The organism is Clostridioides sp. ES-S-0123-01, assembly GCF_020658415.1.
Classification (GTDB): domain Bacteria; phylum Bacillota; class Clostridia; order Peptostreptococcales; family Peptostreptococcaceae; genus Clostridioides.
Genome location: NZ_JACVWD010000005.1, coordinates 435,758 through 459,885, shown reverse-complemented (window position 1 = coordinate 459,885; position 24,128 = coordinate 435,758). Strand labels below are relative to the sequence as shown.

Sequence of the window (24,128 nt, the reverse complement as noted above, 5' to 3'; positions counted from 1 at the left end):
CATAATCTTTAAAAACCATGAATGGAATACTCCTAAAAGTTTACTTAATTTATATTAAATTTATTTTCCAAAATATCTATTTAATAATCCTAAGAATGCTTTACCATGTCTAGCTTCATCTTTACACATTTCATGTACTGTATCATGTATAGCATCTAATCCTAATTCTTTAGCTTTTTTAGCTAATTTTAATTTTCCATCAGTTGCACCATATTCAGCGTCAACTCTAACTCTTAAGTTTTCTTTTGTATCTGCAACTACAACTTCTCCAAGAAGTTCTGCAAATTTAGCAGCATGTTCTGCTTCTTCAAAAGCTATTCTCTTATAAGCTTCTCCAACTTCTGGATATCCTTCTCTATCAGCTTGTCTACTCATTGCTAAATACATTCCTACTTCTGTACACTCACCAACAAAGTTAGCTCTTAATCCTTCGATTACTTCCTCATCTACACCTTGAGCTACTCCTATTCTGTGCTCATCAGCCCAATTCTTTTCGCCTTTCATTTCTTCAAACTTATCAGCTCCAACTTTACATACTGGACATTGTGCTGGTGCAGCATCCCCTTCATGTATATATCCACATACTGTACAAACAAATTTTTTCATAATTAATTTCCTCCTAATATTTTATATATCAAATTTAATTTTTTATTTTCTAAGTTATTCTATATATACCCGTGTCATATACCTTCAAACAATTTTTTTTAAAATTTTTTATTAATTTTTAATTTCGATTTGTCAGCAGTATATTTCTGTAGTAATGACCTTTGAGTTTCATTAGCTCTTTATGATTTCCAGATTCTACAATTCGTCCATTTTCTAAAACTATTATATTGTTACAATTTGATATAGTACTTAGTCTATGAGCTATAATTATACTAGTCTTTCCATAAGTCACATTATTTATTGCATCTTGAATCTTAGCTTCAGTTGCTATATCTATATTACTCGTAGCTTCATCCAAAATAAGTATTGGTGCATTTTTTAATACCGCCCTAGCAATACTAATTAATTGTTTTTGCCCCTCACTTAAATCCTCACCCCTATCTGATAAAACAGTCTCATATCCTCCATGCATTTTAATTATAAACTTGTGTAAATTTGCTATTTTACTAGCAGATATAACCTGTTCATCAGTTGCTGTTAGGTTTCCATACCTTATATTTTCCATAACAGTGTCATTAAATATATAACTTTCTTGTGGAACTACTCCAAAATAATTTCTTAAACAATTCCTATCAACTGAATATATATCATTCCCATCTAAAAATATCTTCCCTTTTTCTACTTGATAGAAATTTGTAATCAGATTTATAATTGTCGTTTTTCCACTGCCAGTTTCTCCTATTATGGCATTTGATGTTCCAGCCTTGATTTTTAAGTTTATATCACTTAGAATATTCTTTTTTGAGTCATATGAAAAACTTACATCTTTAAATTCAATATCTCCATTTATAAAAGATTTTTTTAAATTATTATTTTTATTGTTGTAAATGTCACTTTTAGTGTTACTATTTATTTGTTCTTCTTCTTGCTCATCCATAACTTCAAAGACTCTTTCACATCCTGCTACAGCTGAAAGCAATGTATTAAATAAGTTAGCTAATTCATTTAAAGGTCTTGTAAATTGTCTTACATAACTTAAAAAACTTGCTATAACTCCTATAGTTATAACGTCTTTAGACGCAAGTACTCCACCTATAATACATATAATTGCAAATCCTATATTACTAATTACGTTCATAATAGGCATTAAAAGAGATGTATAAATCTGTGATTTAAGTGAAATACTCAAAAGCCTATCATTGATTGCTTTGAAATCACCTACAGATTTTTTCTCATAATTAAAAGCTTTTACTACATTTATATTTGATATCATTTCTTCAATATGAGAATTTAGTTTTCCTAATTCTACTTGTTGTTGCTTAAAAAAAACTCTAGTCCTCTTTGCAATGAAATTGCTTAGAAACATTACTATTGGTATTAACACGATACTGCAAAAAGTTAAAATAGGGCTTAATATAAACATCATAATGAAAGTTAGCAATATGTTCAAAATTCCTGTAATTAATTGTACTAATGAAGTTGAAATACCTGTACTAATATTATCAACATCATTTGTTACTCTACTCATAATATCTCCAGTAGGACTCTTATCAAAGAAAGTTATTGGTAAATTCCTGAATTTTAGAAATAAATTACTTCTCATATCTCTAACTATGCTTTGAGATAATCTAGCTGTAAATATCCCCTTGAACAACTTAACTAAAAATTCAATTATATAAAATAAAAGTAAAATAAGTATTCCTTTTAAGAAAATAGACTTTGAATATATATCAATATTTATTATGTCAACTACTTTTCCAAGAGTATATGGTATTATAGTTGATATAATTGAATCAATTATTACTAGTAAAAAAATTAATCTAGTAATTTTTTTATCTTTTTTAAAGTACATAAAAACTCTTTTAAATGTTTTTTTAAAATCTTTAGGCTTTGCTTTTTTCTTTAGTCTACTCACCTTTTGATTTCCAGTACTCAAATTCAATACACTTCCTCCTTAATTTACATCTTCATTTACTAGATTTTGCAACTCAAAAATCTTTTTATAAGTTGGAGAACTAACCAGTAAATCTTCATGTGCAGCAAATCCAACCACCTCTCCCTCATCTAAAACTAAAATCTTATCACAGTCAATTATAGAACTAATTTTTTGTGAAATAGTTATAATAGTACATTTCTTGTTTTCATTTTCTCTTAAATTATTTATATAATCTTTTATATTTTTCCTTATAACTGTTTCTGTATTGATGTCCATCGCACTAAAACAATCGTCAAGAATTAATATTTGTGGTTTTTTTGCTATAGCTCTAGCTATTGTAACTCTTTGTCTTTGTCCTCCTGATAGGTTTTTACCCCTTTGAAACAAAACTTCATCATAAGAATTTTCAAGTTTTGTTATAAATTGATTTGCATTTGCTATTTCGCATGCTTTTACAACATCTTCTTTACTTATATCTTTACTTCCCATAATTATATTTTCTGATATACTCTTTCCAAACACACTGCTATTTTGAAAGACTACACCTATTTTTTCTCTTAAACTATCTTTAGATATACTGTATATGCTATGCTCTCCAATCTTAATATCTCCTTTATCAACTATATATAGTTTTTGGATTAAATTGACTAAAGAAGTCTTTCCTGAACCAGTTTGACCAATCACGCCAATATTTTGCCCTTCTTTTATTTTAAAAGATATGTCTTTTAATATCTTCTCATCTATATTTTTATTATACGAAAAATCTACATTTTCAAAAATTATATCACCATTTATAAATTCTAACTCTCTTTCTTTAGCATCTAAATCAGTATTTTTGATAATTACTTCTTCATTCTCATCAATTAGGACTTCACTTATTCTTTCATAAGAAGCTTTTGCTCTCACAAAAACATTAAAAACGTGTGAAATCATTATAAGTGATGTTAATATTCTAGTCATGTAGTTTACATAGGCAACTATAATTCCAATTTTAATTTCTCCAGAATAAATTAAATATCTCCCAATTAGCAATATTATTATTATAGCAATGTTAATAATTATTGTAATTGTTGGTCTAAAAAATGACATCATTGTTGTGGCTTTTCTACTATTTTGAAAAAGTTCATTATTTAATTCTTCAAAACGTTTATTCTCATAATCATATCTACAGAATAATTTAACTACCTTTATTCCACCTAAAAACTGTCTCAATTTTGAGTTTATCTTATCTGTACTTTCTTGTACTTTTTTAAACAACTTATATCCAATCTTCATGTTAAGCAATATTATAATAAATATAATTGAAACTGCAATTAAAATAATTATTGACATTTTTAAATTTAATTTTATCGCTATAATTAAACTTCCTATACACATAATTGGTGATTTTATAAAAACTCTCATCATTCCATGAACAAATAATTGTATCTGATTAATATCATTAGTAATTCTTGTTATTAGTGAGGCTCTACCAAATTTATCTACTTGCTTCAATGAAGATGTATTTATCTTTTCAAATACATCCTGTCTTAAATCATAAGAAAAACACTGAGAAACTCTTGCTGAGATTATACTTCTTATTATTGAAAATACTGCTCCTAAAAAAGTTATACCTATCATTAATGCTCCCGTTGATAATATGTAATCTAAGTCCTTATTTGAAACCCCTATATCAATTATTTTAGCCATTATAGTTGGTTGTGCCAAATCACAAAAAGCTTCCAATGTTAAGAAAAATATTGCTGTTAAAAACAACACTATATATTTTTTTATATATTTTTTAAAATACCTCATTCAACCATCCCTTCATAGTATTTTCTAACTATTAAAAGTATATCACAATCAATAATTTAATTGATTATATCAATTATAAATATTTGATTTATTCTTAATTTTTATACTATATATTTTATAAATTATTTGTTTTTATTTCCCATATTTATATATATTTATAGCATACTATTATATATAATATATATGTATTAAAATTAAGACAAAACTTTAACTTTACTATTTGTGTAAAAAGTAATATAATTTAAAATTGATTATAAATCTAACTTTTTTATCTATTAAAATATTCAGGAGGTGAGAGATTTGAAAAAAACAAATGGTTTAAAAGAAATTTTAAACTGGAATAATATGAAAAATTTAAGACCTTCAAAGGGTTTAAAAAATATATTAGAAATTTTTAAAAATGACCTAAAAGATATACGTGGAAATTATGCAGTACTTATAATAGTTGTAGGACTTGCTTTTTTACCATCTTTATATGCTTGGTTTAACATAAAAGCATCTTGGGACCCATATGGGAGTACTGCTAATATGCTTGTAGCAGTAACAAATGAAGATAAAGGTAATGAGATAGCAGGACAGAAAATTAATATCGGAGACCAGTTAATTGAACAACTTAAAGATAATAAAAGTTTAGGTTGGCAGTTTGTAGATGAGAAAACGGCTCTTGAAGGTGTTAAAAAAGGTACTTATTATGCATCACTTAAGATTCCAAAGAATTTCACAAAAGATTTAACTTCCCTAATTACAGATGATGTCAAAAAGGGTGAACTTATCTATACAGTAAATGAAAAGATAAATGCAGTTGCACCAAAGATTACTGACAAGGGAGCTTCTGCAATACAGTTACAAGTTAATCAAACAATAATAAAGACAGTGAGTGAAATAGTTCTTGGTGTATCAAATGGAGTTGGTGCAGGAATTGAACATGGGCTTCCAAAACTAACAAAAGTTGAAAACTCTCTTATGGACCTTCAAAAAAGATTTGACCATATAAATAAAACGGTCGATTTAGCTGCTGATGCTACTTCAAAATTATCAGGTACAGTTAGAGATATTAAGGCTGATTTACCTACAATTAAAAAGACTTTAAATGATACAAAATTATTATCAAGTGATGTAAAAAAATTCTTAGAGGATACAAATAACAATGTAGATGAACTTTCTCCTCTTATAAAGTCTGATTTAAATTTAATGGTTGACCTTTCATCTTCTGCTTCTTCTCTTACATTAAATTTAATTGATGCTGTAAACAGTGGAAGTGAAGATGTACCAAAATTGATAGACAATTTATCAGAAAAGCTTTCTAACTTACAATCTTTAAATGATACTTTAGAAGATTTTTTAACTAAATTGAATCAGCTTACATCCAACAATAGACTGGATGATGTAATAAATAGCCTTGAAGATTCCAGCAATAAAATAGATTCTTCTATATCAACATTAAATGATATTAAAGATAAGGTTATATCTGGGCAACAGCCATCTATAAGTGCCTTAAATAATGTTTTAAGTTTATCAAATGGTATAGGAAGAATTAATTTAAATATTTTGAATAATTTTGACTCAAAAATATCAAAACCTATAAACAGTATATTTGAAAAAAGCATAAATGTAGCAAATGATATAATTACTGTTTTAGATAAAGCAGAAGCAAAACTTCCAAAGGTTGAAGAAATTCTTACTACTTCTTTAAGTCTTTCAGGAAATGCACAAGAAAGTATATCATTAATAAGAGAAAAACTTCCTTTGGCAAAAGGAATGTTGGATGACTTAGTTGATACTTTAAGTAAAATTAGCAATGGCGAGGATATGAAAAAATTAGTTAACTTACTTGAAAGTGATATATTGACAAAATCAAACTTTTTAAAGGAACCTGTTGAAGTAAAGACAGAAAAATTATATCCAATTGCCAACTATGGTTCTGCAATGACACCATTTTATAGTGTTCTTTCTACATGGGTAGGTATATTACTGCTTTCAGCATTATTATCTACATCTGTACATGGAAACTATAAACCTTATGAGATTTATTTTGGAAGAGGACTTACTTTTTTAAGTATAGCCCTCGTTCAAGGATTTATAATTGGAACTGGAGATATATTATTATTAGGAGTAACAGCAGAACATCCAATTTTACTAATAATTCTACTCATGTTTACTAGTATGGTGTTTAATTTTATAGTTTACTCTTTAGTGTCTGTGTTTGGAAATATAGGAAAGGCAATTGCAATAGTACTACTAGTTGTACAGATTGGTTCTTCTGGTGGTACATTCCCTATACAAGTTACACCTACATTCTTCCAAAGAATAAACCCTATAATGCCATTTACTTACGCAATAGGTGCCACAAGGGAGGCTGTTGGTGGTATATATCCTCCAAATTTAATTAAGGATGTATTAGTATTACTATTATTTATGATTTTGTTCATCTGCTTAAATGTACTTTTAAAAGGGCCTATAAATAGAGTTATAAAACCATTTAACAAAAAATTTGGTGATAGTAATTTAACTGGACATTAAACACTTGATTATATCTTTAAAAATCCTATAAAAATAATCTATAGTTTAAGTTTATATTAAAGGTAGTAGCTTCTCAGTTACTACCTTTTTCTAGTTAATAGACTATCCCTCACAATTACTTATAAATGACTGATATTCATTCATTGACTTTCAAAATCCCATATGCTATTATGTACTTGAAATCAGAAGGAGGATGCTATATGCCACGTATTACTAAAGAACCTAATGAGCGTAGACAAGAAATTTTAGATACTGCAATGAAGTTATTTTATGAAAATGGATATGAAAAAACTTCTATTACTGATATTGCAAAATATATGAATGTTGCACAAGGTTTATGTTATCGTTATTTTCCATCAAAAGAAATCTTATTTGATAGTGCTATAGATCAGTATGCACAAACTTTAGTAGATAAAATGCTATCTATACTAAACGATAAAAATAAAACATTAAAACAAATAATTGAAGAAGTACCAACATTTATTGATATAGAAACTGATGATAATCTTTATTACAAAATATGTCATGGAGAACAAAACAAAAAAATTCATGACCAGTTATCTTTAAAAGTCTGTGAAAAGCTTGTGCCAATTGTAAAAAAACAAATTGAACTAGCTCATTTGCGAGGAGAAATTGATGTTCCTGATTCCGATACAACAGCATACTTTTGTGTATACGGTCAACAAGGTATATTACTACGTAATGACATTTCTAATGATGAAAAGATAGAAAGAATTCGTTCTTTCCTAACTCATCTTATGAATATTTAAATATATCCCTACTCAACAATCAGAGATACATATATTTTACAAATATAATTTTGTATTACATTCCATCTTTTACTTCTATATCTAAAGATACACAGATTGACACTTTTTATACCACTCTGCATATCTTTAGATAAACTTGTAGTTACATTAATCCTTTGTAATTCTCTTCCTCTAAAAAATAAATATAACTTTTACATATATTCTAGCTTTATTTTCTTTAAATAAAAATATGCCTTTATAATTTATAAAAGCATATCATAAAAATTTAATATTAAATTACTTCACCTAACATAACCTAAGTATTTAATTCATATAATCAGTTATTCCAGATTTTAAGTTATACAAATGCTTAAAACCTTCCTCGGCTAATAAATTACATGCTGTAACACTTCTGTGACCACTTCTACAATAAACTATTACCTTTTTATCCTTATATTCATAAATTTCATCTATATTATTAATTAACTCTTGTAAAGATATATTTATCGCATTTTCTATTTTACTTTCATTAAATTCATCTTTAGTTCTTACATCTAACAATAAAACATCTTTTTCATTTTTCATCATTTCCTTAAGTTGATTTTTATTTATAGTTTTGTACATAATTTAAGATTCCTCCATTTTATTTATATATTACTTATACCCTTTATTTTTTATCAGATAACAAAATATTGTATTTTTATTTTTCTCATATATATAAAATGTATACTTATTATAAATACACTTTTCTTGAACAATAATCTGTTGATTAAAATAATTAAGAATGTTATGCTAATTATAATTATTAAAAGGGAAAAGAGGTAATTTAATATGTTTAAGCAAAGATTATGTAAGTTATTATCTAGCACATTGGTACTTAGTATGTTATTTACTGCTACTCCAAGTATTACTTTTGCTGATAATGACACAAACAATATCTCCGATAAGTATCAAAGCTCTGATATAGAGTTAAATGATTATAGTAAAGGTTCGGAGTCTTACACAAAAACTAGAGCTCTTGCTAAAGAGAAAATTCAAACTTTACTATCTAAATATGGTGCTGTAAGCGCTCAATATGCTCTAATTGATAATGGTAAAATTGAGATTTCTGGAAATGGTGGAGTATACAGCAAACAAGATAATAAAAATTTAACTAAGGATAATATGTATAATATTGCCTCTATCAGTAAAGTATTTACTACTACAGCTGTTATGAAGTTGGTTGAACAGGGAAAAGTAAATTTAGATACTCCTGTTGTAAAATATATACCTGAATTTAAGATGGCTGATGATAGATATAAAGAAATCACTCCAAGAATGTTATTAAATCATTCATCAGGGTTAATGGGAGGAAGTTTAAAAAATGCCCTTTTATTGGGAGACAATGATTCTTATAGCCATGATAATTTCTTGGAAGAATTAAAGAAACAAAGATTAAAAGCTAAGCCAGGAGCTTTTTCCGTTTATTGTAATGATGGATTTACTTTAGCTGAAATTTTAGTAGAGAAAGTATCTGGTATGTCATTTACTAATTTTCTTGATAAGTACATAAATAATCCACTTAACTTACAAAACACAAAAACTCCAGAAAATAGCTTTGATAGTTCAAAACTTGCAAAAGCCTATGTACCTTATTGGGAAGATGCAGTTCCACAAGATAACTTTAATACTATAGGTATGGGTGGCTTATATTCAAGTGCAGAAAATCTATGTACATTTGCACAAACATTTATGAAAAAATCAAATGGAATTCTTTCTCCTGCTTCAGTAAAAGCTATGGAAAATAAAGAATATTTAAATGGTCTATGGCCTGAGGGAGAAGACTCTATCCTTGGATATGGTTTAGGATGGGATTGTGTCAACACTTATCCATTTAATCAATATAATCTAAAAGCACTTACAAAAGGTGGAGATTCTTTATTATTCCATAGTAATCTTACAGTGCTTCCAGATGAAAATATGGCAGTTGCAGTTGTTTCTTCTGGTGGAAGTAGTCAACTTGACGAAGTAATCGGTCAAGAACTTTTACTATCTGCATTAAAAGAAAAAGGTAAAATTAAAGAAATAAAACCTGATAAAACATTTAGTAAGCCACAACAAGTCAAAATGCCAAGTTACTTAAAAGAAAATAGTGGACTTTATGCTTCTTCAAATATGCTAAAAATCGATGTTAATGATAATGGTACTCTAACAGTATCTTCTCCATACATAGAAAATGGACCTGAAGATAAATATGTATACATAGGTCAAGATAGATTTGTATCTGAAAAAGGTAATAGTTGCCTAAAATTTGTAAAAGAAAAAAATAATATCACATATTTAAATATGAGCTCTTATGATGATGTTCCTGGATTAGGTCAGACAGCAAGTTTATACTACGTAGCTCAAAAGGTAGATGACAATGATATATCAGATAGTGTCAAAGAAGCATGGGAAAAAAGAGGTGAAAAAGGCTACTATATAGTGGATGAAAAATATAGTTCTCAACACTATATGCTTGGTTCTGTTAAAGCAATTCTTGGTGTTTCTGATAAAACTCCAGGTTTTTTAGCTAATACTAAAATAATAGATGAGAATAATTCAAATGCTTTTATAGAAATACCTGGTGTAATGGGTCGTGATTTGAGTGATATCAAACTGTATAAAGAAAATGGTACAGAATACCTAAAATTTGCAACACAAACATATGTAAGTGAAGATTCCCTAACTAATTTATCATCAGAAAAATCTTTTACATATCAAATAGATTCAAAGGGGTATGCAAAATGGTACAAAATTGGCGATGATATAGCAAATAAAAAAATAGAAGTTAATCTTCCTCAAAATTCATCTTTTGCAGTTTATGATGATAAAGGAACTCCTGTAAATTACTCTTTAGTGACAAAGAATAATAGAGTTAGATTGCCAAAAGGAGGCGTAATAGCTTTCTTAGGAAGTCCAAATGCCAAATTTGAAGTTACATACCAAGATGAAGTAAATGCAAATGCATTAACAGGAACTGATAGATATGAAACTTCTATTAAGATAAGCCAAGCAGGTTGGGAAAATGCTGAAAATGCCGTTTTAATAAATGATTCTGCAATTGCAGATGCTTTAGCTGCAACACCATTTGCATATAAAAAAGATGCTCCTATATTGCTAACTGGAAGCTCTCAAATAAATGAAAAAACTTTAGCTGAATTAAAGAGATTAAAAGTTAAAAATGTATATGTAATCGGTGGTGAAGCTTCTGTAAACGAAAAATCTTTAGATACTATAAAGTCAGATAATATGTCTGTATCTAGAATTTCAGGAAATGATAGATATGAGACTTCTCTAAATCTTGCTAAAGAATTAAAAGGAATTAGTAATGTATCAAAAATATCAGTAGTTAATGGTGAAAAAGGATTAGCAGATGCAGTAAGTATTGGTGCAGCATCAGCTCAAAATGATATGCCTATAATACTTACTAATGAAAATAGTAATATAACTGAAATAAATAATTTATTCAAAGATAAAAAAATAGATAAATCTTATATAATAGGTGGAGAATACACAGTTTCTAAAAATATAGAAAACAAACTTAAAAATCCACAAAGAATATCAGGTAGTACTAGAAATGAAACAAATGCAAAAGTAATAAAAGAGTTCTACAAGGATTCTAATATAAATAACCTATATGTAGCTAAAAATGGAATCAATAAACAAGATGATTTAATAGATGGTTTATCTGTTGGGGTTTTAGCTGGAAAAACTAAATCTCCTGTAATACTAGTAGGAAATTTACTAGACTATAGTCAAAAAGAACTATTTAAAACTATGAGATTTAAATCAGTAACACAAATTGGTGGAAATGGAAATGAAAATTCATTTAAACAAATTAAAGAAATAGCTTAATATTTTAAAACGGGCTATATTCAAATAATTTTATTTGAATATAGCCCGTTTTTATTACAATTATAAAATTAATCTTTATTTATCATTCATACTTAGTAATTTATCTAAGTATACTGACTTTAGCTGCTTACTAGCCAAAGCTTTTTTAGCTGGTTCAAGTTTTAATATAGCTGATAGTATCGCTCCCATAGCTCTATGACTAGCTAAAGCATTATTATCAAAAATTAGATTTTGTAATTGCCCTTTCTCGATTGCCATGAGAACTGCTCTATGTACTGAATTTGCAGGAGTTATTATTTTTTCATCTCTCTTTAATAGCATAATACTATTTTTGTGACAATTTCTAACACAAACGCCACAACCTAGACATCTATCCTCATCAACTTTTATATATTCTTTATCATTTTCTTTTACTTTACTTATTGCATCTATTGGACATGCAGATATACATTTACCACACTTTACACAACTTTCATGGTTTATATTTGGTATAAAACTAGTTGTTTGTACTGGGTGAAGATTTCCAAATCTTTTTGCTGCTACTAGCGCCTCACAACAGCAACCACAACAATTACATATAAATGTAACTCCTTTTCGAACATTTTCTCCACATTGAACTAAATTATGTTCATATGCTTGATGAAGTAATTCCTTACATTCTACTTTATCTACACGTCTTGCAAATTTATTGTTTATTAAAGAATTAGCTACATTGTCAAATGTCATACATATATCCATAGGAGCATCACAGGCTTTTCCAACGTGTTGCATTCTATGTCTACAATAACACATGCTTATACCTATATGAGTCGATTCATCAATTATATGAGTAGCTCTTTCATAATCTAAAATACTTACTTCATTATCATTAGTCAATACTTCTTCTTGAACGTAAACTCTTCCAAGTTTTGTTTCTGTTGAATAAAATAAATCTTTAATAAAATCTTCTTCTACATTCATATACTGATAGTAAAGTTCTGATAAAAGTTTTTGGTCTATATCGTGTCTTGTTCTCATCATGGCAAACTCAAAAAAACCAGCCATTGGAGGAGGCATTATATATTTTTTACCTTTTTTATCTTCTATATCTAGTATTAGTGCCCTGCTAGCTAGCTTATCTAGCACCCTATATGCTTCACTTTCACTTATACTCCAAATTTTAGCTGCTGTTTTTACTCTAAAAGGCTTTATTGGAAGTTGTGCCACTAATTTTGCCTCTTGTTCTGTAAAAAGTACATTTAGTATTTTATATAATGTATCAGAGGGTGGAGCACCCTGTGGAAATTTATTTATTCTTTCCTCTAAGCTTTTATACATGTTTTTAGCAGTTATATGAGAAATAGTAATCACCTTCTTTTTCTTTTGTTTTCCAATATAATCAAATATCTTTCTTTATTATCTAAACTCCTACTTTATATAATACCAATTCTTTCTAAATAGTTAAATACCTCTAGCAATTTATTTATTAGATTTCTTATATAAATAAAAACCGTTTAATCAGCATAATTATAGTTTATACCAATTAAACGATTTTAATAATATTTTACATATCTATAAATTATTTTTATAGTATTTTATATACTTTCCTTTCTTATATTATCTATTATATTCTCCTTATTTAATTTGTTCATAGGTATATATGCTGCTATAAAGGTTATTATAAAAACACTAACTATGCATATGCCAATTGCTGTCCATGGTATAACTGTAGAAAATTCAATTACACCTGAAACTAATTTATTCATAATTAATATCAACCCAATACCAATTGGTACGCCAAACAATAAAGATAAAATACCATAGATAAAACTTTCTAAGTATATCATTTTTCTAAAACCTACAGGAGTAACACCTATTGATTGTATTATTGCTAGTTCTCTTTTTCTTAGATTTATACTTGTACTTATTGTATTTAGTATATTTGTAACACTTACTAGAGATATCACTACTATAAACCCATATACAAAAACTTTAATAGCTTTTAAATTTTGCTTTTCACTTTTGTCACTTGTATTTTCATCATGAAAATTGACATTATTTTTCTTAGCCAAAGACTCTATACTCTTCCTAGTCTGAGCACTTCCCCCTGAGTCAATAAAGACAATACCTTTCTCTAACTTTAAATCCATATTTTCAGCAACCTCATCATAAGTTAAAAATTGCAATCCCATATTTTGATAACCCATTCCTAGACGTTTTTCATCTGTTATACCAAGAATTTTTATGTTTACTTTTTTCTTTGAATCATTTTCGCCAGTATATTCACAAGTTACAGTATCTCCAACTTTGTAATTAGTTAACTCTATTACGCCTTTCTTACCCTTTGATTCAAAGTAACTTTTTCTAACAAATATCACTCCATTTTCTTTAATCGCTCTTTCTTTATCAAAAGAGCCTTTTATTAAGTTTTTTGTTTTATTTTGTATTGCAGTTTCTCCAGGAAAAATTAGTTCGTTGTTGTTAAACTCATATACATAACTATCTCCAACCTTACGTTGTTGATAATAATCCTTAATTAGATTTTCTTTAGATTTATTTATTTTATCCTTATCTACTCCTATAGAAATATACTCTCCTACAGCTACTTCAAAGTTTTTTATTCCAGATATATTTTTTAGTTTATTTATAGTATCATCCATAGACTTAGATATTTGTCTTGAACTTAAATATAAATCGTAGTTTCTTTGAGAATTTCTGATTTCTTCACCTTTTAAGAAATTCGCCATAAATCCGCTAAAAGATATAAATATTACTATACTTACTATTAAAGAAAAAAGTGTCACAATAAATTTCTTTCTATTTCTTCTTACACTTTTATATGCAAGTACACCTTCTGTTCCAAAAACTAATTTAATAAGTTTCGAATTTTTAACCTTACCTACTTTGTAATCTCCACTACTTCTTATTACACTAAGAGGAGAAATATTAGAGGCTGTTATTGCAGGTAGGAGAATTGATATAAAAATTGTAAGTAAAACAATTATTATACTGATAATTATTATTAATGGATTATATACTATTTGTAAACCCATCTGTGATACAACTGATTCTGTAAGATATTTATTTATAGCTTTAAATACTAAATCTATAGCTACTGTTCCAGACAATAGTCCTATTGGTATTCCAATACAGCTAATTATAATACCTTCAATAAAAACTAATCTTTTAATTTGATTAGTAGTAGCTCCTATAGAATTTAATATTCCAAACTGCTTTTTTCGTTCAGTTATAGAAATACTAAAAGAATTATATACTGTAGCAATTGTACATATAATTACTAAAATAGTTACCATAGTAATTATAGCTTTTATAGAACTATTTATATTTGCATACTTACTAGCTCCTTGTAATCTCAATAAATGTTCATTGTATTTTATCATTTCAGAGTTTGATGCTTTATCTTTATTTGTATATATATTATTACTTATTTTTCTTGTTATTTCATATATATCTTTAGGATTTTTTGCTGTTATTGATATATTCACTGTCTCTTTATTATTATCTATAGGATTAAAGTAAGTTAAACCAGTAGCAACTTGGTCAGTTAGTTCAAATCCTGGCCTTTTGATTATACCTACAATTTTAAATGTCTTTTCTTTTTCATTGGCAATATAATCGCCTTCATGAAATACACTCATATCATCAATTTTTTTGTTATTACTATCAAACATATCACCTACTTTTAAGGTTATCTTATCTCCTATTTTTAGCTTTTTCTCCATAAGATTAACTATGTTTTCACTTAAAATAATTTCTCCATCTTTATCTGGAAATCTACCTTCTTTTATAGAAACTCTATATCCTTCCATAGCATTTTTATCATATTGCTTAACGCTTAATATACCATTTACAGTATCTTCTATTCTAGAGTATCCAAGTTGATTAGTAAGTGCATAACTTTTTATTTCAGCTGATTTTGTTGCATAGTCTATATTTTTTTTGTTTACATTATAGAATTTAGCATGAAAACTCCCATCATTTTTTATGGTTTCTCTTATTTGATAATCCATAAAACTTTCAAATATGTTACCTATACCACAAATTAAAGCAGTGGAAAGTATTATTCCAATTATAGTTACAATAGTTCGTCTTTTATTTTGTTTTAAATATCTAACAGTTAGAGATGTATATAGATTCATTTATATCACCTCATCACTTTTTATAATTCCATCTTCTATGCCTATAATTCTATCCGCCTGAAGTGCTATATTTTTGTCATGAGTTATCATTATTAATGTTTGATTATATTTTTTCACTGATAATTTTAATAACTCTAGTATTTCTTTTGAGTTTTTGCTATCTAGATTACCTGTTGGTTCATCTGCTAATACTATAGATGGTCTATTAATTAAGGCACGTCCTATAGATGTTCTTTGTTGTTGACCTCCTGATAATTGATTAGGAAGATGATTTTCTCTGTTGCTTAGACCCAATGTTTTCATCAAATCATTCAAGTATTCTTTATCAATCTTTCTATTATCAAGCTCTGCTGGAAGTAATATATTTTCTTTGACATTTAAAACTGGAATCAGATTATAGAATTGATATATAAGACCTATATTTCTTCTTCTAAAGATTGCTAAATCCTTAGTTTTTAGATTATATATATCTACATCATTTATATAAACCTTACCACTAGTAGGTCTATCAACACCTCCTAATAAATGTAATAATGTACTCTTTCCACTTCCGCTTGGACCTGTTATTGCTATAAACTCACCTTTTTCTATAGACAAGCTTACATTTTTTATTGCATCGACTTTTGTTTCATTTTTACCATAACTTTTAGTCAGATTTTCTACTCTTAAAATTTCCATAACTACCTCCAATATTTATATTCTATACTTCATATATTAGACTCAAGCTATTACTATAAAGTGAATTAAATATTACAGATTAGTCACTATTATCATCATATATCTTATGAAATGCTATATGAAATTCAGTTCCTTTACCTTTTTCACTATTTACATAAATATCTCCATTTTGGCTTTCTATTATGGATTTTGCCATTGCAAGCCCTATACCTACACTATCCTCTTTTGAACTACTTTTCCCTCTATAGAAACGTTTAAAAATATGTGGTATATCTTTTTTATCTATACCTTCACCATCATCTTTTATTATTAACTCTGAAAATAATGGATTTTCTTTGTAAATTATACTTATATTTCCAAACTCAGGAGTATGTTCTATACAATTTTTTATTATATTTACTAAAGCCTCAACTGACCAATCAATATCACCAACATAAGATACATTACCATTGCCTTCTATACTTAACTTTTGGTTTTTAATCTCCATAGGTATTTTCATTGGTTGGATTGCTCTATGTATAAGTTCACTAAACTTTATTTTTTCTCTCTTAAACTTTATAACTTTAGCTTCTACTTTTGATAATTTAAGCATACTTTTAATCAACCAATCCATACGATTTAGTTGATTTTTTATCTTGTCTAAAAAATCTATTTTCACTTCATATGGTACATCATTATATAATAAATCACTTAGTATGATTAAGGAAGTCATGGGAGTTTTTAACTGATGTGATATATCTGAAATTGTATTATTTAAAAATATTTTTTCTGAATTTAAAAGTTCAACTTTTTCATTAAGAATTGTTGTCATCTTCAATAGCTCTGTTTTTAAAAGACCTATCTGCCCTTCTTGATTTCTATTTTTCATATCAAATTCTTTTCCTTCTGAACTATAGTAAACATACTTAGTCATATCTGATAAATCATTATACATAGTTCTAAAATATTTAAGTATCAACATAAATATCATTATAAAAATTATACAAACTAAGATTATATTTATTTTTATAGTGTTTGAAAGTAATTTGGAAGTAAGAGGCTCAGAATTTATTCTAATAGTTTTGTCATAGTTATACTTACTTAATATTTTCTCACCAAATTCTACATTTTGCATGGACTTTCCTTGTGTTATTATATCTACGATATCACTTTCTAGTTTTGGATACTTGTTAACTAAGGTTCCTATTATAGCTTGATTATTTTTTACAATCGTATTTTTAGTTGTATTTATATTGATTATACCAAATCCAATTGATATAAGAATTACCATCAACATTAAAATAATATATTTACTAAAAAAGTTCTTTACTTCAGGATTATATAGAAACATTATTTTCACTTCCTATCCATTTATAACCTAGTCCTCTTACAGTTTCTATGTAAATTGGTTTACATAAGTCATCTCCTATTTTTTCTCTAAGTCTTTTTATATAAACAGTTAAAGTATTATCACTAACAAAATCATAAGTTACATCCCAAAGCTTTTCTAGTATTTGACTTCTACTCAAAACTGTATTTTTATTCTGTATAAGAATTAAAAGAAGCTTATATTCAACAGATGTCAGAAATATTTCCTTGTCATTTTTATATACTCTAGCTTCTAATGTATATATATTTAAATCTCTATATTTAAGTATCTTCTTATTTTCTTCTGTAGCGTCACCTTTTCTTCTTAAAACAGCTTTTATTCTCGATATTAATTCTCTAATTCTAAAAGGTTTTGTTATATAGTCATCTCCACCTATATCAAGACCCAGTACAATGTTTACTTCTTCATCACAAGCAGTTAAAAATATTATGGGAATCTGAGAAAACTTTCTTACATACTCGCAAAATTCATATCCTGTTCCATCTGGTAACATTACATCCAGTAGTACCATACTATATTCATTAGAAGATATCATTTCTTTTCCACTTGATAAATCCTTTGATATATCTACACTAAATCCCTCTTGCTCCAATGCATACTTTATTCCAAAAGAGATAGTACTGTCATCCTCAACTATCAATAACTTTAACATAACTATTTCCCTTCTTAACATTTTAATTTTAAACTATTTACATATACAACTTTTATTATACACAATTGTTTTAGATACTAAAATATATTTAGAATTACAAAATAGTCATAAACAATTACTAAAAAACATAAAAATAAAAATGCAAGTTGACACTTAACTATTTTGAAAATAGTATAGATTTTTCTCAAGTTAAGCTACAACTCACATTTTAGATATTTAATTTTATATAAACTGGTATTCTCATCTGTTTAACTATTTAAAGCTTACTTTATTCTTCCTCATATTTTTTATATTCTTCTTCTTTATAAATATTATTTTTTTTGTCATCTTCATGTAAATCAATGTCTTTTTTATCATTTTTAACACTATTTACATAATGCATCATTTCTTCTTGAGAAACATGTGGACAATTTTCACAATTTATTCTTCTTGAATTAAATTCTCTTACTTTTTTTTTTAATTCTTCATATTCATAATCTTGTTTTTTATCACTACAATCACATTCATAACCAAACTCATCATATTTATAGTCATTGTATTGATTATTTCCATAATACTCTGTATCAATCATTTGAGACATTTGAGATTTAGATTTAATGTTTTTTATCATCCTATAAGTTGCATATGCACCCACTCCTGTAATCACGGCTCCTGCAAACATCATTGGCTTACTCATTCTATCATCTTTTTTATTCATTTGTCTTTTAATTAAATATGTTAACATATTTTTTCTCCTTTCTGATTTCTATTTATAGATAGTATCTGTATTATTTTGATAAAAATTATGTTATTTTTAAATTACAATTTTTACAAATAATATAAATCATCTTGTAGAATATAAATTTATATTTTGTACTTGATAATGTTTTTTGTGTTATACTATATATATAACAAGTATTTTTATTTATAACGATATTATGGAGGTTTTTTATGATTTTAAATTTAGATTTTAATAGTGATAAGTCTATTTATGTACAAATTAAAGAAGAGATAACTAAAGCTATAGCTTCAGGAGAATTAAAAATAAATGAATCACTTCCATCTGTAAGAAGTATGGCTGAAAATATTGGTGTAAATCTACATACTGTAAATAAGTCTTATAATGAACTAAAAGAAGAAGGATTTTTAAATATTGATAGGCGAAAAGGTGCAATTGTAGCTCAACTTCCAATGGAAACAGAAAATTCAACTCGCCAAAAAAATAGAATTGATTTAGAACTTTTAGTAGCAAAATCTTATTTATCAGGTATCAATAAAGAAGAGTTCTTGACGTTAAGTAAAAATCTATTTGATAAGTATGAGGTGAAATACTATGAATAAGATTGAATGTTTATTTACAATATTTTCAACTTTAATTTTGATGTATGCTACTTTTTATTTTATGCCACATCTTATTGGCAAAAATCACATTTATGGTGTTTCTATAAACCAAGAACATAGAAACTATCCTGATTTTATAATACTTGATAAAAAATTTAAAAAACTTTTATCTATAGGACTCATTGTGATTTTTATTTTAGTTTTAGCTCTAGTTTTTATGTTTGATAAAATAGAATTTTCTTATTCTATTAGTATTATAGGGTTTTTACTATATGAAAGTATATTATATATCTATATTCATAAAGAAGTTAAAATGACTAAATCCAAGTTTTTCACTGAATTAAGTCAGATAAGTGCAGACTCAAAATTAGTAATAGATATGGATTTTATAAATGAAAAAAATAAAATAATAAAAAAATTTAAGATATTGTATTTAATACCAGTATTACTTACTTTTGGAATAAGTATTTTTATATTGCTTAACTATAATCAATTACCAGATTTAATTACTACGCACTCTACTATAACAGGAAAACCTGATGGATTTATGAAAAAATCCTATCTTGGTGTGTTTAAATTAATAGGTCTTGAGTTTTGTATAATGATTTTATTATATATAACTTCTATTGGAGCTATAAAAGCGAGAATTAAAGTAGATACAAATAAAATTGAAGAAAGTAAAACTAAAAACATTAAATATCTAAATAAAATTGGTTATTTGTTTTTTATATTGATGATTATGATGATAGTACAATTCTTTATCGTTTTTTTATCATTAAAAACAAATCCAAATTTATTAACTGTTATAAATATAATAATGCTTTTAGTTATAATTTATTTAATGGTAACATATATTAATTCTCCAAATTTAAAATCCAATTCTTCTTATACTCCAGATAATGATGAAAAGTACTGGATAGGAGGTATTATATATAATAATCCAAACGACCCATCATTTATGGTTGATAAAAGATTTGGCATAGGATGGACTATAAATTTGGGAAATCCGATTGGAAAGATATTATATATTCTTATAGCTATATTTTTAATTTTTTCACTTTTTAGTGTTATAAAATCTCTTTTACTTTAAATACCATAAAAGGTATCTTACTTGTATTATTGGGTATTATATTTTGTAAGATAAGAAATATTTCATATTATCATTGAAATATAGTATTTATATATTACTAGGAATGGAGATTTGCATAATGTTGTCAAAAACTGAAATTAAATACTTTAATGATTGTGCTTCTGAGATACTTTCATCTGAAAAAGTACAACTTATGAGAACATTTCCTCATCATGGCAATGTTTCATGTCTTGAACATAGTTTATCAGTAGCATATTATAGTTATCTATTATGTAAAAAATTGCATTTAAATGTTGAAATTCAAAGCGTTATTAGAGGGGCTCTACTGCATGATTTTTTTCTTTATGACTGGCATTATAAAGGTGATAGAAAGGGATTACATGGTTTTACTCATCCTAAAGAAGCACTAAAAAACGCAAATTTATTCTTTCAAATAAATGAAAAAGAAACAGACATTATTTTAAAACATATGTGGCCACTTACTGTTAGACCTCCTAGATACAAAGAAGCATTAATTGTTTGCTTATTAGATAAATTTTGTTGTCTAGTTGAGACTCTAAGAATACACTCACTACTCTCTCCTTATCACATATAAAATAGGTCTTTGATATTGTTATGATTTAATTTAAAAAGAGGTATTAAGATTACATTTAACTTAATACCTCTTTATTAATTTATTATTTATTTTTGTCATATGCTTATAAAATATAATCTTATCCTTGATAACTTATTCTTCTTATAGAGATACTTACTACTTTAAATAATAACATACCAGCTATTAAGTTTATCAATATTGCTGGTACCACTGCTACCATAAATAACGCTGTGAATGAACCTCCAGGAAGACCTACTATAGCTTGAGCAACTAGTAAAAATAGAGTTCCACTTATAACTGTCCCTACTGGGAATATTATTGTTGCAGCTATTAAATCTTGTTTTTTACTGTTCAATTTTTTCATAAATGGTAATTTATAAATTATATACATTATCATGAACATTATATTTATTGTAATAGTTTTATCAAGTATATTTGGAATCTGACCACCTGGGAATTTAGTTGTTAATGCTGCAAATATTCCTGTTACAATTCCTGCTACCAAACAAATCTTATAATCATCCTTATTTAGTATCATTATTATAAACATCATTGCTAGTGATATATCTGGTTGCATTGGAAGTCCTATAGCAGGTGTAAGTTGATGTATCAATAATCCCATAGCTAAAAGTATTGCATTTAAAGTTAATTTTTTTGTATTTGTTTTCATTGTAATATTTCCCCCTAATTTGTTTAATATTTATTTCATTTTCGTTCCAATTTTCCATATCATTCTCTTTAGCTTTAGAAGTTCATAACATCTCTCTCACCACCTTTTATTTTAAATTATATAATTTCTTTATTAATAGTTTTTGCAAAATAAAAAACTCCGTCCTAAATCAATAGGACGGAGATTATCCGCGTTGCCACCTAAATTATATAAAAAATAAGCTTAAAACTTAATTCTTATATATCTCATTATCAAGTACTTACATACCCTATTCGCTGTAACGTGCGACTGACGATAAAGTCTACTCTCATAAAAATATGATTTCAATTTATTCCTCTAAGGTCCATTCACTATATTCCTTCTTGCTAAGATTCCACCATCCTCAGCTCTCTATGTTGAAGCTAAACATAATTACTCTTCCTTGTCATAGGATTTTTAATTTGCTGTTGCTATTATAATATTCTAAATTTTTATAATTGTCAACTGTATTTTTTATTTTATTTAAAATTTACAAAAAGTGTAGAATAATTTTTATAAATGCTTTAAACTTTTATTTAAATATTGAATTAGGAAGGATGATATTATGTTTAGAGAAATGAGATTAAAAAAGAGAGAAATGACAAAAGAAGATACTATAGAAGTATTAAAAAATGGTGAATTTGGTACTTTTTCTACTATAAGTGAAAATGGCTATCCTTATGGAGTTGCTGTAAATTATGTATACTTTAATGATTCTGTATATTTTCATTGTGCAAGAAGTGGACATAAATTAGATAATATCTCAGCAAATAACAAGGTTTCTTTCTTAGTAGTAGCTAATGAAAGTGTTCTTCCAGATAAATTTAGTACTACATATGCTAGCGCTGTAGTATTTGGAAAAGCTTCAACAGTAGACAATGAGGAAAAGAAAAATGCTCTTGTAGAAATAATAAAAAAATATTCTAAGGGCTTTATTGAAGAAGGTATGAAGTACATAGAAAAAGATATAAATTTGACAACTGTAGTTAAAATAGAAATAGACCATATTTCTGGTAAAGCTTCTCGTTTATAATAATCTAATACGATATAATAAAGTGGCTATATGTATGGTCACTTTAAATATATTTATTTATCATTATTTTTATTAATTGAAAATGCTCAAAACACTTTAAGAAACTTCCTCAATACCTATGTAGATACAACACAAAGTTACTTGTATCCAAGCTGACATAAATTTTTCCACACCCATATAAAAACTTGAAAATAATACAGTCATATATGTCAAATATCAACATAAATTACAGAATTTTTTTGCCATTAAAACTATCAAAAAAAGTAAGTAATTATTGAAAGAGAGGTTGAAAATAATTATGAAATTCAAGAAAAAACCAAAGTTTTTACTCCTCATTACATTTTTAATAATAACTATATTATCAACAGGAGCAACAGCTTTAGAAATCCATACATCATCACAAGTACATGGTGATAGTGATATCAGCAATAGAGGAAATTTCAATACCTCTGCTAATTCCAAGGTAGGTGCAGACTCACAAAAAAGCAGTGATAGCTTACCTCACAATGCACAAAACCTTAATGTTTCTTTAGACATCTGCAATGGAGGAGTAGAAATACTACCAACCTCATCCAACAAAATAATAGCAAATTACAACAACCAATACTACAATATTAAAATGATAGAACAAAACGGAAAATGGGTTGTATCTATATCAGGAAAAACAGCTAAAATGGGCAATTCTAGCTATGTTCAACTCCATATTCCAAATATAAAATGCAATATGGATGTAAATGTGCTTGATGGTAGCTTTAGTTATGATTTACCCGAAAATTGTATTGATGCAATAAATGTTACTTCAAAAGATTCAAGTATAGAATTTACTTCAAAAAATCAATACAAAAATAGCACTATTTCTCTATCCGCAACAGATAAAGAATTTCTTAAATATGGTCTAATTAATTATCCAGACTATTTTACTAAGATGAATAAAGGATTTGAATATAAGAATGGTACGAGAAAAAATCAAATTGACATTTCGCTAACAGGATTTACTAATGTTGATTTTAGAGATTAAAACATAAAAAATTGAAGACTTTAGCCTTCTTTTTCTTTGACTTTCTGTATTCATATTTATATTTT

The 24,128-nt window shown here is 26.8% G+C and carries 19 protein-coding genes and 1 other annotated feature; of the genes, 8 read left to right on the top strand and 11 right to left on the bottom strand.

Going from position 1 to position 24,128, the window contains the following annotated elements; all coding sequences use genetic code 11:
* Nucleotides 1-60 precede the first annotated feature (60 nt).
* The 3 genes from IC175_RS14510 to IC175_RS14500 form a co-directional block, all read right to left on the bottom strand.
* Nucleotides 61-606, bottom strand: coding sequence for an NADH peroxidase (locus IC175_RS14510; RefSeq protein WP_107594844.1), 546 nt, complete (start codon nucleotides 604-606; stop codon nucleotides 61-63).
* 118 nt (nucleotides 607-724) lie between these two features.
* Nucleotides 725-2,548 (bottom strand): ABC transporter ATP-binding protein, encoded by a 1,824-nt coding sequence (locus IC175_RS14505; protein WP_227432841.1) that lies wholly within the window; start codon nucleotides 2,546-2,548, stop codon nucleotides 725-727.
* Between the two features lie 12 nt (nucleotides 2,549-2,560).
* Nucleotides 2,561-4,336, bottom strand: coding sequence for an ABC transporter ATP-binding protein (locus IC175_RS14500; RefSeq protein WP_227851663.1), 1,776 nt, complete (start codon nucleotides 4,334-4,336; stop codon nucleotides 2,561-2,563).
* A gap of 291 nt (nucleotides 4,337-4,627) precedes the next feature.
* Between IC175_RS14500 and IC175_RS14495 the strand changes: the two genes are divergently transcribed.
* Nucleotides 4,628-6,856 carry a YhgE/Pip domain-containing protein gene (locus IC175_RS14495; protein WP_227432838.1) on the top strand — a complete coding sequence of 743 codons (2,229 nt, stop codon included), beginning with the start codon at nucleotides 4,628-4,630 and terminating at the stop codon, nucleotides 6,854-6,856.
* Between the two features lie 200 nt (nucleotides 6,857-7,056).
* Entirely contained in the window at nucleotides 7,057-7,626 is a 570-nt protein-coding gene (locus IC175_RS14490) for a TetR/AcrR family transcriptional regulator (RefSeq protein WP_227851662.1), read from the top strand.
* Nucleotides 7,627-7,929: 303 nt separating this feature from the next.
* Here IC175_RS14490 and IC175_RS14485 read toward each other — a convergent pair whose 3' ends face one another.
* Nucleotides 7,930-8,229, bottom strand: a complete 300-nt coding sequence (locus IC175_RS14485) for a rhodanese-like domain-containing protein (RefSeq protein ID WP_227823720.1) — start codon at nucleotides 8,227-8,229, stop codon at nucleotides 7,930-7,932.
* Nucleotides 8,230-8,436: 207 nt separating this feature from the next.
* Here IC175_RS14485 and IC175_RS14480 point away from each other — a divergent pair, with 207 nt between their 5' ends.
* Complete coding sequence (locus IC175_RS14480) at nucleotides 8,437-11,481, top strand: serine hydrolase (RefSeq protein ID WP_227851661.1); 3,045 nt, start codon at nucleotides 8,437-8,439, stop codon at nucleotides 11,479-11,481.
* A 75-nt stretch (nucleotides 11,482-11,556) separates the two neighbouring features.
* Here the strand turns inward: IC175_RS14480 and IC175_RS14475 are convergent, their stop codons facing one another.
* The 6 genes from IC175_RS14475 to IC175_RS14450 form a co-directional block, all read right to left on the bottom strand.
* The gene (locus tag IC175_RS14475; protein ID WP_227482316.1) at nucleotides 11,557-12,831 is read right to left on the bottom strand and encodes a 4Fe-4S dicluster-binding protein; all 1,275 of its coding nucleotides are present in this window, start codon (nucleotides 12,829-12,831) and stop codon (nucleotides 11,557-11,559) included.
* 224 nt (nucleotides 12,832-13,055) lie between these two features.
* Nucleotides 13,056-15,620, bottom strand: coding sequence for an ABC transporter permease (locus IC175_RS14470; RefSeq protein WP_227432832.1), 2,565 nt, complete (start codon nucleotides 15,618-15,620; stop codon nucleotides 13,056-13,058).
* Nucleotides 15,621-16,298: an ABC transporter ATP-binding protein gene (locus IC175_RS14465; RefSeq protein WP_227432830.1), complete on the bottom strand. Its 678-nt coding sequence runs from the start codon at nucleotides 16,296-16,298 to the stop codon at nucleotides 15,621-15,623.
* A 79-nt stretch (nucleotides 16,299-16,377) separates the two neighbouring features.
* Nucleotides 16,378-17,628, bottom strand: coding sequence for a sensor histidine kinase (locus IC175_RS14460; protein ID WP_227851660.1), 1,251 nt, complete (start codon nucleotides 17,626-17,628; stop codon nucleotides 16,378-16,380).
* Nucleotides 17,615-18,319: a response regulator transcription factor gene (locus IC175_RS14455; protein WP_227482313.1), complete on the bottom strand. Its 705-nt coding sequence runs from the start codon at nucleotides 18,317-18,319 to the stop codon at nucleotides 17,615-17,617. Before IC175_RS14455 ends, IC175_RS14460 begins: the two co-directional genes overlap by 14 nt.
* Before the next feature lie 268 nt (nucleotides 18,320-18,587).
* Nucleotides 18,588-19,043: a hypothetical protein gene (locus tag IC175_RS14450; protein WP_227851659.1), complete on the bottom strand. Its 456-nt coding sequence runs from the start codon at nucleotides 19,041-19,043 to the stop codon at nucleotides 18,588-18,590.
* A 206-nt stretch (nucleotides 19,044-19,249) separates the two neighbouring features.
* Here IC175_RS14450 and IC175_RS14445 point away from each other — a divergent pair, with 206 nt between their 5' ends.
* From IC175_RS14445 to IC175_RS14435, 3 genes are all read left to right on the top strand, one after another.
* A complete protein-coding gene (locus IC175_RS14445; RefSeq protein ID WP_227432825.1) occupies nucleotides 19,250-19,639 on the top strand; it encodes a GntR family transcriptional regulator in 390 nt (129 codons plus the stop codon).
* Nucleotides 19,632-20,729 (top strand): DUF5808 domain-containing protein, encoded by a 1,098-nt coding sequence (locus IC175_RS14440; RefSeq protein ID WP_227851658.1) that lies wholly within the window; start codon nucleotides 19,632-19,634, stop codon nucleotides 20,727-20,729. The genes IC175_RS14445 and IC175_RS14440 overlap by 8 nt, the downstream gene beginning before the upstream one ends.
* A gap of 118 nt (nucleotides 20,730-20,847) precedes the next feature.
* Nucleotides 20,848-21,324, top strand: a complete 477-nt coding sequence (locus IC175_RS14435; RefSeq protein WP_227432822.1) for an HD domain-containing protein — start codon at nucleotides 20,848-20,850, stop codon at nucleotides 21,322-21,324.
* Nucleotides 21,325-21,442: 118 nt separating this feature from the next.
* Here the strand turns inward: IC175_RS14435 and IC175_RS14430 are convergent, their stop codons facing one another.
* Entirely contained in the window at nucleotides 21,443-21,994 is a 552-nt protein-coding gene (locus IC175_RS14430; RefSeq protein ID WP_227432821.1) for a tryptophan transporter, read from the bottom strand.
* Between the two features lie 170 nt (nucleotides 21,995-22,164).
* Nucleotides 22,165-22,431 (bottom strand) — a binding site (T-box leader).
* 146 nt (nucleotides 22,432-22,577) lie between these two features.
* Between IC175_RS14430 and IC175_RS14425 the strand changes: the two genes are divergently transcribed.
* Together IC175_RS14425 and IC175_RS14420 are read left to right on the top strand one after the other, a co-directional pair.
* Nucleotides 22,578-23,045, top strand: coding sequence for a pyridoxamine 5'-phosphate oxidase family protein (locus IC175_RS14425; RefSeq protein ID WP_227482310.1), 468 nt, complete (start codon nucleotides 22,578-22,580; stop codon nucleotides 23,043-23,045).
* Nucleotides 23,046-23,343: 298 nt separating this feature from the next.
* A complete protein-coding gene (locus IC175_RS14420; RefSeq protein ID WP_227432818.1) occupies nucleotides 23,344-24,063 on the top strand; it encodes a hypothetical protein in 720 nt (239 codons plus the stop codon).
* Nucleotides 24,064-24,128: the final 65 nt, after the last annotated feature.